This window comes from Nocardia uniformis NBRC 13702 (genome assembly GCF_001613345.1).
Lineage (GTDB): Bacteria > Actinomycetota > Actinomycetes > Mycobacteriales > Mycobacteriaceae > Nocardia > Nocardia uniformis.
The window spans coordinates 1-11,679 of sequence record NZ_BDCE01000130.1 but is presented as its reverse complement, the minus strand read 5'-3'; the positions used below and the strand labels follow the sequence as shown (position 1 = coordinate 11,679).

The window sequence follows — 11,679 nt, the reverse complement described above, 5'->3', positions numbered from 1 at the left end:
AGATCAACTCCGCCCGCTGGTTTCGCAGGTCGCGAAGTGGCGGCGAGGTACCCAATATCGCAAGGTCGCGGAAGTGCTCCCCGATCTGGTCGACCGGTTGCTGGTAACCGCCCGCGAGGAAGGTGAGCCAGCGTACGCGATGCTCACCGACGCCTACCGGGCAGCGAACTCGCTGTCTCACAAGCTGGGCTACAACGATTTGTCGATGACCGCCACCGAGCGGATGGAGTGGGCGGCAACGCAATCCGGCGACCCCCTACGCCTGGCCAGCGCACACTTCGTGAAAGCCTCTACACTCGCGCGGATCGGCGCTACTCGGCAGGCCATGCGATTGCTAACCCGGTCGATGGCCGAGATCGAACCGTTGATCGGGTCTGACCAGACCGCGATGGCGGTGTACAGCACGCTGCATATGAAGGCAGGAGCCATTGCGGCGACACTGACGGATGCCGTCGCATCCCGAATGCACCTCGACGAAGCTGCTCGGCTGGCGGAACGGGTTCCCGAGGGCGTTGTGTACGACACGGTGGTAGGCACGACGAACGTGCGCTTCTACCAGGTTGGTGCCGAGGTAGATCTTGGTGACGCGGCGCGGGCGGTTGAGATCGCCAAGACCACGCAGCTTCCGAAGACCACACTGACAGTGGGCGCTGAACGGCAAACTTATTTCTGGCTCGACACCGCGCGAGCACATCTGCTCGCAGGTAACCCGGACGCTGCCATCGAAGCACTGCTGGAGTCCCGCGCGCTCGCGCCAGAGCACTTCCGCGCCAACCCGACAGTAAAGGCTACCGTGCGAGCAATCGCCGATCAGCAACGCCGAGCGAGCAACACGCTTCGATCACTCGCGAACTCGGCAGGTGTCGCCGACTGATGCCGTACAAGCCTGACGATTTGTTCCATGGTGCCGCGCCCTACTACGCCAAATTCCGCCCCGGATACCCACCTCAGTTCTTCACCGAACTTCGAAAACGGTTCGGATTGAACGGCACTCAACAAGTCCTCGACCTCGGCTGCGGGACGGGGCAGATCGCGATACCCCTTGCCCCTGCGGTCGCCACCGTATTCGCCGTCGACCCCGACCACGACATGTTGGCCGAGGGGAAGCGCAGCGCAGCCGACACAGACAACATCGAATGGCTGCGTGGCGACTCCAGCAACCTCGACTCACTGAATCTGCCACCACTGGACGCGGTCATCATGGGTAAGTCGTTCCATTGGACCGACCGCACCGCCTTGTTATCGAACCTCGACACTCTGATCCGACCACACGGCGCGGTGGTGGTTGTCACCGGAGAACTGCACGATGCTGCGGCCGCCCCGCCATGGGACGACGTGGTCACCTCCCTGCGAGCCAAGTATCTTGGCCCACGGCGTCGCGCGGGATCCGGCACCTACCAGCGCACCGAGGAAACCCATTTCGACGTACTGGTTCGTTCGCCGTTCCATGACGTCGAAATCCTCCAGTGGCAATGGAACCTCGAACGCGATGTCGACGCGATCGTCGGACTACAGTTCTCCTACTCCTATTCCAACCCAACCCAATTCGGCTCTGAGGAACGTTGTGCGGCGTTCGCTGACGAACTACGCACAGCACTGCTTAGCCGATATCCCACCGGTGTGGTGACCGAACCGCACACCATCGAAGCGCTGATCGCCACTCGATCCAGTGGCTACATCGGTCATCTACGACACCGTTGATCGGTGAAAGCTGACATCGCCTCTTGGTGGAAGATGTTGGGAGCGGCTAATTTTGACACCAGCTAACTGGTTGCGATGGCAACGATCCGCGTGCTATCGCCGTGCTGTCGTAGGAGCTGTCCCTTGCCGCCGAATCATTCCAAGATGCAGTTGCACGCCCCGACAACTGGCACCTCGAGCGTTCTGATCCCGTCGTGATCAGGGCTGGGTGTATTCGATGCCGTTGGGTGTGATGGTCGAGGGTGTCGGCTTCGTAGACCACGACCTGCCCGTTGAGGAAACGGAGCGTGGTGGGGTCGGCATCGAGGACGAGGTGGTCACCGGCGACGGCATGGACGACCGGCCGCGAGCGCCCGGGCATCGGTAGGCCATCCTGGATGCGTGGACTCGGATTACCCGGTGGCCATCGCCGTGTGGCCGTAAGTGATTGTCAGGCTTGCATGCGTTCATTTGGTTACGGAGTATCGTGCGACGATCGTCCGAGCGGCTTCGTCTATGGTGTGGCGCGTTTCCTCGCTGGTAAGCGACCAGTTGCCGTGGACGAGGCGGGGCCAGAACACGACGGTGGCGATCATGCCGAGGAACTGCGCCGCTGCTACGTCGAGGTCGTTCACATTTGCGGTTCCCGCAGCGTTCGCCGCCTGGAAGAAGCGCCTGAGCGCCGCGAGTACGGGCATCGTGCCGAAATCGAAAGTCCGCTTTCGCAGTTCGGGGAACCTTGCGGACTCGGCGATCACAGCCCGGATCAAGTCCGCTATTCGGGGCCGGGACAACAGCTCCGCATACGCCGTTCCGAGACTGACCAGGCCCGCATGGAGATCGCCGGACGGCGGCTCCAACGGCTCGGAGTCCGGCGAGTCGCCCGCCGCGAGCACCGTTGCCTCGAAGAGCTCCGCCTTGGTCGGGAACTGTTTGAACAACGTCGCCTTCGAGACGCCGGCGTAGTCGGCGACCCGGGCCAATGACGTCCGGTCGTAGCCGTGTTCGAGGAACAGCCTGGTGGCCGCGTCGAGTATCGCCGCACGGTTGTCGGCGGCGATTTGTCGGTGGTACGCAGAGGGTTCGCGTGGCATGCAAACCATTATGACGTAAAGGTGAGTCGGTTGACTCATGACTGACCGATCGCTACTCTCGGAGAGGTGAGTCGAACGACTCGCCTCTCACGTGCCCGAGGAGTAGCAATGGCGAAAGTGATCATTCACGCGACTGTGACCCTGGATGGGTTCATGGCCGACGTGGACGGAGGGGTCGATTGGATGAATGGATTCCCGTCGGCCCCCGGCGACGAAGACGTGGTCGGCAGGGTTACGCGAGAGCTCGGCGCCATCGTCGGAGGCGCGAACCGGGCGCAGACCATAGACGCCGGAGAAGTTCCCTACGGGGGCACGCTCGGGGTGCCGGTGTACCTGATGACCCACAGCGCTCATGAGCCGATCGAAAAGGACGGCGTCACATATACATTCGTCGTCGACGACATCGCACAAGCTGTTGAATCCGCCAAACGGGCGGCGCGGGACAGGTGGGTCAGCCTGCTGGGCGGCAGCATCTCGAGGCAGTGCCTCGAACTCGGGCTTGTCGATGAGATCCAGCTGCACGTCGTGCCGATCCTGCTCGGAGAAGGGATCTCACTCTTCACCGGTCTGAGTAAGCGCATCAAGCTGGAGCGTGTCGAAACTTCGGCATTCGCCAGCGAGACACACCTTCGATACCGCGTTCTCGCATAGATTCACTGTGGTTCTGTGATCGCACGCTGATGCTCGAACCAGATTCCTGGATGATCGATCCGTTCAGCAACGAGTGAGCGATAATGCCGCTGGGTGCGCAGTCGACAGCGCGAGATATCCTGTGGCGCAATACATCCGCTTATAGCCGTGTACCGGGAGGACCGAACCGCCCGTCGGGGTGAACGAACCGCTGTCAGACCGGCTCGCAGATAACCACCGGGATATCCCGCGAAGTGCTGCGCTGGTATCCGTCGTACGGGTTGCCGAAGCCGCGGGTGATCTCGGGCCAGAGCTCGGCCTTCTCCTCCGTGGAAGCGGTGCGCGCGATGTACGGCTTTGTCTCACCGCGCACGGTGATCTCGACATTGGGATGGGCAACGAGATTCAGATACCAGGCGGGGTTGTGCGAAGCGCCGCCGAGCGAGGCGATCAGGACGATCCGCTCCGAAGTGAGAATGGGCGAGCTCAACAGCGTGGAGCGCTGCTGACCGGTCTTGCGACCGATCGTGTGCAGCTCCAACGCCTGCATCCTGCCGAGCTTGTGCGGCCAGCGACCGCCGGTCAGCTTCAACAAGGTTCGGTGCCCGTTTTCCAGTACCCATGCGCCGCTTTCCGCAACCCAGTCGGGGGTCTTCTGCTTGTCGCCCATGGCCTCTCCTCTTCAGTTGGCCGGCATCTTCTGTCGACATCCTCGTGAACTTTCGTGACTGCATCATGTGTGGCCGCTCTGAGTCAATGACTGGAGCTGGCACGAGCCAGAACACCCTGTATGCCGCATACCGCGCTGACCGAACCGGCCAGCGCAGGAGGGCGGACGATCAACTGCCCGTGGCCATCCGACGCTGGCGGAACGTCCTGAACTGCCGAGTATCGGGCGATCCTGACTACGGTTGTTCCGATACCGCCGCCGGAAACAAGATCCTCTAACGGCCCCATAAGAATTGACGGTCACCGCGCCGAGTCCAAGTAGGCCAGCGCAGAGCGCAGCGCGGCGGACTTCGTCTGCTGCGGACCAGTTTTCAGATTCTCTGCACCTTGCAAGTGGAGTCGCCGTGGTCTTCGCTCATCAGTACTCGGCGGACCAGGACTCAGTTCGCGTGGTGGTCGGTGCCGTGATCGGTGGATTGGGCTTCGAACCATCGGTGCAGTGCGTCGACCAGGGCGGGTTCGGTCGAGTTGTAGTGCAGGATCGCACCGTTGGGCAGTTGCTCGTATCGGACGGTGAAGCGGCTCGCACCAGCCCGAAGTTCGGCCAGCCCGGGCATCTGGTCGCCGTGAATCGTTGCGGGATCGGTGAAGTCGCCCGTCGTGAACTTGGTGGCTTCGGCGGTGAGGTGCTCGCGGATCAGGCGGATCTGCTCGGCGTCGGCGGGATCGTTCGCGGTAACGGTTTGCCGTCCGCCCTCGGGAATGGGCACGAAGGAGTGCGTGGTCTTGGTCAGGTCGAACGGCATGACCGCGGCACCGCGCTCGGCGACTTCGGCCCGCCGGTCAGCCATGTCCACCGGGGCGGTCTCCCTCGCCGATGCCCACCACAGGCCGCCGACGCCGACGAGTAGTGCGAGCAGGGTCAACACCACGGTGCGGGTACGGCGGGACATGCTGTCAGTGATCATCTGCTGCCTCTGTCAGAATCGAAAGTGCTTGCAGCACAGCGTCTCGCTGTGCGGTCGGAATGCGGTCCAGGAAGATCTCCATCCGCGCGCGCCGGGCGGCCGCGATAGTCGCGGCCATGCGTTCACCGGTGTCGGTGAGCCGCAGCAGGACCATGCGGCCATCTGCTGCGCCACCGCGGACTCGTTCCACCCACCCCCGGCGTTCCATCAGTCCGACCATGCGGCTGACCGTGCTCTTGGTCAGTCGCAGGATCATGCCGAGCTCGGACTGGTTGATCGGCTGGCGCGCGGCCAGCTCGGTCAGCGCGTGCGCCTGGGAGATCGGGATGGTTTGCCCGCACGGCGTCGTGTCGGGCTGGTGCAACCCGAACGCTCGCACGAAGGCGACGATGCTGTTTTGTAGGCGATCCACCTCTGGACGCGGGACCGACTCGCTCGACATAGTTCGACGATACAACCAATTGGTTCGACGGTGCAACCATTAAGTCATCGGTTCCATGACGCGTTGCGGCGAACGGATGCGTACAGCTGTGCCTTGGATTGATCGACGGCACGGGTCAGCCCCTACGGGCGGTCGCGGATTGATCGCAGGGCGTTCCTGCGCGACCGGTCAGGTGCTGCCAACACTTCCCGGTACCAACATCTTCCGAACCGAACCGGTGTCGAGATTCACCGAGAGAACCACGCGGAAATCGATGTTCGCGCAATGGGTCCGAGGCAGGTGTCAACCGTGCGGGTGATGCCCATGCGTGTTGGTGCCGAGCTTGTGTGACTTGGCGGGTGCGCTCGGTGGCGGTGATGTCATCGCAGAGAGGGTGAGGCCGACGAGTCGTTCGAGTCCGGTCGGCGAGGGTGAGTCGGCGGCCGCAGTGAGAGCGTGCAGGCAGTAGCTGGCCAGCTCTTCGGGTGCGATGTCCTCGCGCACGACACCACAATCAGCGGCGTCGGCGATCAACGCTCGGACCATCTCGTGAAGTTGGTGCTGCGCATCGCTGACCTGAGCGTGCGGGTGCAGGAATCTTCCGAGTTCGGCATCGTGACCTCGGGTGTGCCGGGCGATGTGGGCATAGCCGGTCAACACGGCCACCAGCCGCTGCCGGGGATCCCCGGCACCCTCACGCATCTGGGTCAGTTGCTGTAGGTGCGCCTCGATCTGGCGCGCATGCCAGGCATGCAGGATCGCATCGACATCGGGGAAGTACTTGTACAGGGTCGCTCGCCCGATGCCTGCTTGCTCGGCGATCTGCGACATCGTGACCGCCCGCAATCCGTGCTCGAACACCAAAGCCGCGGCGGTATCGAGGATCGCGACGCGCACGTCACGGCGATGGGCCTCGATCGTCTCACTCCACAACTTGGGCACCCCCAGATCCTACATAACGCCCATAGTTAATACATCTACTCTTGACTATAGACACCGTGTCTCGATAAATTCATGACGCGGAAGGCAAGCGGATATCCGCCCGAACCAGGAGCAGCACACATGGATGAATCGCAGGATCCGGATGTACACGGCCAGAAGTGGACTCGGGCTCCGCGTTGGGTGAAAGTGACAGGTGTAGTCGTCGCGGTGATCGCGGTCCTGCTCCTGGCGATGGCACTGTTCGGCGGCGGGCAACACGGCCCCAGCCGCCACATGCACAGCAGCCACACCTTGCCCGCGAGCACCGGGCAATGACCATGCTCATGTCCAAGAGCACACGCAAACTCGCGCTCACCGCACACGTGATGTTCTCCGTCGGCTGGATCGGCGCGATCCTGGCCTTCCTCGCCCTGGCGATCTCGGGCATGACAAGCCAAGACCTACAGACCGTGCGGGCGGACTATCTCGCGATGCAGGTCCTTGCATGGTGGGTGATCGTCCCGTTGAGCTTCGCGTCGCTACTCTCGGGAATCGTCCAATCACTCGGCACGACATGGGGTTTGGTCCGGCACTACTGGGTGTTGTTCAAGCTCGTCCTCAACCTCACCGCCAGCGTGGTCTTGCTGCTGTACACCCAGATCGACCTGAAACCGTTCATCGAGATCGCCTCTCGCCCCGCGTGGACCGACGCCGATCTAGCGATGTTGCGGTCCCCGACCAACGTCGGCCATTGCCTCGCGGCCCTGTTCCTGCTGATCGCGGCCACCGTCCTGGCGGTGTACAAACCGGCGGGCATGACCCGATACGGACAGCGCAAACGGCGAGAAAAACACCGAGAACCACTGCTGGACAGCGTCTAATCCGTCTTCGGCGGGGGCGGAGCCAGCGTACGAATCTTGGGTGGAAGCCAGTTGATGCTCTCGCGCCATTGCTCGAACGTGAATGGTGCCGAATTCAGCGAAGGACCCAGTGGGGGGCCATCTCCGAACATCCGCAAATGCCGCATTGAGCGCAGCGAAGCGGACATATCGGCAGTGGGTATCAAGCACGAATCGGACTTGTGAAATCCACGGCGATCAGCGGATTTCCGCCAGAGAAGATTCGGACAAGCGCTAGGCGAAGTATCCGGCTGTCAGCCGAGTTCGGCCAGCAGAGTTGTGACCAACTGTTCAGCAGCGCCGGATGTGGTGTAACCTGCGGCGTATCGGTGGCCGCCGCCACCGAGAGCGGAGGCCACCCGCGCCACATCCACACCCAACGTGCCGTCCGCGCGGTCGCGCGAACGCAACGACACCGTCCACAGATTGGTGGTACCGCGGGCTTCCTTGAAGACGGCGGCGATTTCGGCTTCGGCGGTGGTGCGCACGACGTCTATGACGCTTTCGACTTCCTCGGAGCGGACTCCGATGGTGTCGTCGCGGCGGACGAAGGCGTAGACCAGGCCCGCTCCCGCGGCGGCCTCGCGGTTCAGTTCGGATGAACCGAGGACGCGGGCGAGCATGCGCAGGAAGCCGAAGGGGTGGGTGTCCATCAGGGTTCGGGTGATGGCCGCACCGTCGATGCCGGTGGCGAGGAGGCGTTCGGCCAGGGCGTGGGAGCCGGGGCGGGCCCATTTGAAGGATCCCGTGTCGGTGACCAGACCGGCGAACAGGCAGTGCGCGATACCGCGGTCGATGGGTTCGGCCCAGGCGTCGAGGACGCGGGCTACCAGGCCGGCGGTGGATTCGGCGGATTCGTCGATGACGTTGACGGTGCCGAAGCGGGTGTTGGAGCGGTGGTGGTCGAGGACCAGGCTGATGCGGGCGCCGTCGAGGCGGTCGCGGAGGGCGCCCAGACGTCCGGCGCTACCGCAATCGACCGCCACCAGAACGTCCACTTCGTGGGGAATCTGATCGGCGGGCACCAGGAATTCGGTGCCGGGCAGCGAACGCATGGAGACGGGGAGTTCGGCGGGTTCGGCGAAGGACACCCGGACCGGGATACCGCGGCGGTGCAGGACCTGGGCCAGCGCCAGACCGCTGCCGACGGTGTCGGCGTCGGGCTGGACGTGGCAGAGGATAGTGACCGACCGGGCAGCGTCGAGGACCTCGACGGCCGCGGCCAAGTCGACCGGCGCACTCGCGTCGATGTCGGCCGCCGCACTCGCGCCGGTGTCCATCGCCGCACTCGCGCCGGTGCGTGTGCCCGCGTCGCTCACGTTGTCTCCCTCAACCACGCTCGCGGCGTGGACCGATCCGGTGTCACTGGTCGACCCGGATTCTGCCGGTCCACGCCGCGCACCGCTCAGTCTTCGACGTCGTCGTCGCGGTCGGACTTGTACGGGTCGGCGTCACCGGCGTGTTTGGCACCGGCCGCCACCTGTGCGACCTCGGCGTCGGCGGCGCGAGCCCGGGCGAGCAGCTCCTCCATCTCCTTCGCCACGGTCGGGACCTTGTCGAGCTTGAAGGTCAGCGACGGGGTGAACTTGATCCCGGTACCCGCGCCGACCTTGGAGCGCAGAATGCCCTTGGCCTTCTCGAGTCCGGCCGACGCTTCCGCGTAATCCGGTTCCACGTCGAGGGTTTCCCCCATGACGGTGTAGTAAATGGTGGCTTCTCGCAGATCACCGGTCACCTTGGTATCGGTGATGGTGACGAAACGCAGCCGCGGATCCTTGATCTCGCTATCGATGGCAGTCGCCACGATCGAGGAAATCCGCTTCGCGAGTCGGCGTGCCCTGGCTTGATCAACCATGGGACGTTCCTCCTAAATCGTCTTTCAGTCTTCGGGTCCGAAGACGCGGCGGCGTACCGCCAGCAACTCTAACTCCGGACGGTTCGCGACGTGCCGTTCACACTTGTCCAACACTTCGGTCAGGTGATTCATGCCGTAGCTGGCCATGGCCACACCGAGCAATGAACGCCGATATCGGTCGTGTTCCCCGCCCTCGGTGACACTAACGCCGAACCGTTTCAGGTCGGCGAGGATCGGGCGGATGACAGAGCGCTTCTCTTTCAGTGAATGCACATCACCGAGCAAGATATCGAACTCGAGCGCTCCGAAAAACAGATTTTCAGTCATATGAACGCGCCCCGGGAAATGCGCGTCAGTTACCCGGATAGGAATGGGCATGATCCCGCCGGGCCGTCGGGCCCGGCGGGATCATGTACTACTCACCTAGTCGCGCGGCTTTTCCCGCAGCTCGTAGGCCTCGATGATGTCGCCTTCACGAATATCGTTGAAGGTGACCGTCATACCGCATTCGAAGCCCTCGCGGACCTCGGGTGCGTCGTCCTTCTCACGCCGCAGCGACGAGATGGTCATGGTCTCGGCGACCACGACATTGTCGCGCAGCAGACGCGCCTTGGCATTGCGCTTCACCAGACCCTGGGTCACCCAGCAACCGGCGATATTGCCGAACTTGGAGGAGCGGAAGATCTGACGGATTTCCGCCCGACCCAGCTCGACCTCTTCGTAGATCGGCTTGAGCATGCCCTTGAGGGCCTTCTCGATTTCGTCGATCGCCTGGTAGATGACCGAGTAGTACCGAATATCGACACCCTCGCGGTTGGCCAGCGCGGTCGCCTTGCCGTCGGCGCGCACATTGAACCCGATAATGATCGCGTTCGAGGCCGAGGCCAGGTTGACATTGGTCTCGGTGACGCCACCGACACCGCGGTCGATGACGCGCAGTCGCACCTCGTCGCCCACGTCGATACCGAGCAGCGCCTCTTCGAGGGCCTCGACGGTACCGGAGTTGTCGCCCTTGAGGATCAGGTTGAGCTCCGAAGTCTCCTTCAGGGCGGCATCGAGATCTTCCAGGGAGATCCGCTTGCGGCTGCGCGCTGCCAGGGCATTGCGCTTGCGAGCGTTGCGACGGTCGGCGATCTGCCGAGCGATGCGGTCTTCCTCGACAACGAGGAGGTTGTCACCCGCGCCGGGCACCGACGTGAAGCCGATGACCTGCACCGGACGCGACGGCATCGCTTCGGTGACGTCCTCGCCGTGCTCGTCGACCATGCGGCGCACACGACCGTAGGCGTCGCCCGCCACGATCGAGTCGCCGACCCGCAGCGTGCCGCGCTGCACCAGCACCGTGGCGACCGGACCTCGACCGCGGTCGAGGTGGGCTTCGATAGCCACACCCTGTGCGTCCATATCCGGGTTCGCCCGCAGGTCGAGGGTGGCGTCGGCGGTCAGGACGACCGCTTCCAGCAACGACTCGATATTGATGTTCTCGCGAGCGGAGATATCGACGAACATGGTCTCGCCGCCGTACTCCTCGGCGACCAGGCCGTATTCGGTCAGCTGCTGGCGAATCTTCTGCGGATTCGCGCCTTCCTTATCGATCTTGTTGACCGCCACCACGATCGGCACATCCGCGGCCTGCGCGTGGTTGATGGCCTCCACCGTCTGCGGCATGACGCCGTCGTCGGCCGCGACCACGAGGATCGCGATATCGGTGGCCTTCGCACCACGGGCACGCATGGCGGTGAACGCCTCGTGACCCGGGGTATCGATAAAGGTGATCAGGCGGTCGAGCTCGTTGACGTGGGTCAGCACCTGGTAGGCACCGATGTGCTGGGTGATACCGCCGGCCTCGCCCTCACGGACATTGGCCTTACGGATGGTGTCCAGCAGTCGGGTCTTACCGTGGTCGACGTGACCCATAACGGTCACCACCGGCGGACGGATCTGCAGATCGTCCTCGTCGCCCTCGTCCTCGCCGTAGGTGAGGTCGAAGCTCTCGAGCAGCTCGCGGTCCTCGTCCTCCGGGGAGACCACGTGCACGACGTAGTTCATCTCCTGGCCCAGCAGCACGAGAGTTTCCTCGCTCACCGACTGGGTCGCGGTGACCATTTCACCGAGGTTGAACAGCGCCTGGACCAGCGAGGCCGGGTTGGCGTTGATCTTCTCGGCGAAGTCGGACAGCGATGCGCCACGGGCGAGACGGATGATCTCGCCGCCACCGCGAGGCAGCCGCACACCGCCGACGGCGGGAGCCTGCATCGACTCGTACTCGGCGCGTTTCGCCCGCTTCGACTTACGGCCACGACGCGGAGCGCCACCGGGACGACCGAACGCACCGGCCGCGCCACCACGGGCACCGGGACGGCCACCGCCGCCACCGGGACGACCGCGAAAACCACCGGCCGCAGCGCCACCGGCACCGGGAGCACCGGGAGCACCGGTACCGCCGCCACCCTGACCACCGCGGTAGCCACCGCCACCGGCACCGGCCGGACGACCGCCCGGACCACCGGGACGACCGCCGGGACCGCCACCGGGACGACCC

The 11,679-nt window shown here is 63.9% G+C and carries 15 protein-coding genes; 6 read left to right on the top strand and 9 right to left on the bottom strand.

Features of this window, described 5'->3' with window-relative positions; all coding sequences use genetic code 11:
- From NU1_RS39650 to NU1_RS42085, 3 genes are all read left to right on the top strand, one after another.
- The coding region (locus NU1_RS39650; protein ID WP_067529657.1) for a hypothetical protein at positions 1 to 874 on the top strand (874 nt) is incomplete at its 5' end.
- Positions 874 to 1,701, top strand: a complete 828-nt coding sequence (locus tag NU1_RS39645) for a class I SAM-dependent methyltransferase (RefSeq protein ID WP_067529656.1) — start codon at positions 874 to 876, stop codon at positions 1,699 to 1,701. The genes NU1_RS39650 and NU1_RS39645, both read left to right, overlap by 1 nt.
- A 217-nt stretch (positions 1,702 to 1,918) precedes the next feature.
- Positions 1,919 to 2,068 carry a hypothetical protein gene (locus NU1_RS42085; RefSeq protein ID WP_157553648.1) on the top strand — a complete coding sequence of 50 codons (150 nt, stop codon included), beginning with the start codon at positions 1,919 to 1,921 and terminating at the stop codon, positions 2,066 to 2,068.
- A 79-nt stretch (positions 2,069 to 2,147) separates the two neighbouring features.
- Here NU1_RS42085 and NU1_RS39640 read toward each other — a convergent pair whose 3' ends face one another.
- Positions 2,148 to 2,774 carry a TetR/AcrR family transcriptional regulator gene (locus NU1_RS39640; protein WP_067529668.1) on the bottom strand — a complete coding sequence of 209 codons (627 nt, stop codon included), beginning with the start codon at positions 2,772 to 2,774 and terminating at the stop codon, positions 2,148 to 2,150.
- Positions 2,775 to 2,882: 108 nt separating this feature from the next.
- On the opposite strand from NU1_RS39640, the gene NU1_RS39635 reads away from it, so the two are divergent.
- Positions 2,883 to 3,425, top strand: coding sequence for a dihydrofolate reductase family protein (locus NU1_RS39635; protein WP_067529654.1), 543 nt, complete (start codon positions 2,883 to 2,885; stop codon positions 3,423 to 3,425).
- 193 nt (positions 3,426 to 3,618) lie between these two features.
- On the opposite strand, the gene NU1_RS39630 is transcribed toward NU1_RS39635, so the two are convergent.
- The 4 genes from NU1_RS39630 to NU1_RS39615 all read right to left on the bottom strand — a co-directional run bounded on the left by NU1_RS39630 (position 3,619) and on the right by NU1_RS39615 (position 6,404).
- Positions 3,619 to 4,074 (bottom strand): nitroreductase/quinone reductase family protein, encoded by a 456-nt coding sequence (locus NU1_RS39630; protein ID WP_067529651.1) that lies wholly within the window; start codon positions 4,072 to 4,074, stop codon positions 3,619 to 3,621.
- Between the two features lie 439 nt (positions 4,075 to 4,513).
- Entirely contained in the window at positions 4,514 to 5,041 is a 528-nt protein-coding gene (locus NU1_RS39625; RefSeq protein ID WP_157553646.1) for an aspartate carbamoyltransferase, read from the bottom strand.
- Positions 5,031 to 5,483: a MarR family winged helix-turn-helix transcriptional regulator gene (locus NU1_RS39620; RefSeq protein ID WP_067529650.1), complete on the bottom strand. Its 453-nt coding sequence runs from the start codon at positions 5,481 to 5,483 to the stop codon at positions 5,031 to 5,033. Before NU1_RS39620 ends, NU1_RS39625 begins: the two co-directional genes overlap by 11 nt.
- 282 nt (positions 5,484 to 5,765) lie before the next feature.
- Complete coding sequence (locus NU1_RS39615; RefSeq protein WP_067529649.1) at positions 5,766 to 6,404, bottom strand: TetR/AcrR family transcriptional regulator; 639 nt, start codon at positions 6,402 to 6,404, stop codon at positions 5,766 to 5,768.
- A gap of 120 nt (positions 6,405 to 6,524) precedes the next feature.
- On the opposite strand from NU1_RS39615, the gene NU1_RS39610 reads away from it, so the two are divergent.
- Together NU1_RS39610 and NU1_RS39605 are read left to right on the top strand one after the other, a co-directional pair.
- Positions 6,525 to 6,719: a hypothetical protein gene (locus NU1_RS39610; RefSeq protein WP_067529647.1), complete on the top strand. Its 195-nt coding sequence runs from the start codon at positions 6,525 to 6,527 to the stop codon at positions 6,717 to 6,719.
- An 8-nt stretch (positions 6,720 to 6,727) separates the two neighbouring features.
- Positions 6,728 to 7,264 (top strand): DUF2269 domain-containing protein, encoded by a 537-nt coding sequence (locus tag NU1_RS39605; protein WP_067529664.1) that lies wholly within the window; start codon positions 6,728 to 6,730, stop codon positions 7,262 to 7,264.
- A 272-nt stretch (positions 7,265 to 7,536) separates the two neighbouring features.
- Here the strand turns inward: NU1_RS39605 and NU1_RS39600 are convergent, their stop codons facing one another.
- From NU1_RS39600 to infB, 4 genes are all read right to left on the bottom strand, one after another.
- A complete protein-coding gene (locus tag NU1_RS39600; protein WP_067529662.1) occupies positions 7,537 to 8,562 on the bottom strand; it encodes a DHH family phosphoesterase in 1,026 nt (341 codons plus the stop codon).
- 125 nt (positions 8,563 to 8,687) lie between these two features.
- Entirely contained in the window at positions 8,688 to 9,137 is a 450-nt protein-coding gene (gene rbfA / locus NU1_RS39595) for a 30S ribosome-binding factor RbfA (RefSeq protein ID WP_067529645.1), read from the bottom strand.
- A 24-nt stretch (positions 9,138 to 9,161) separates the two neighbouring features.
- Positions 9,162 to 9,452 carry a DUF503 domain-containing protein gene (locus NU1_RS39590; RefSeq protein ID WP_067529659.1) on the bottom strand — a complete coding sequence of 97 codons (291 nt, stop codon included), beginning with the start codon at positions 9,450 to 9,452 and terminating at the stop codon, positions 9,162 to 9,164.
- A 108-nt stretch (positions 9,453 to 9,560) separates the two neighbouring features.
- Positions 9,561 to 11,679, bottom strand: a 2,119-nt coding sequence (gene infB / locus NU1_RS39585; protein ID WP_067529642.1) for a translation initiation factor IF-2, incomplete at its 5' end; no start/stop codon positions are given.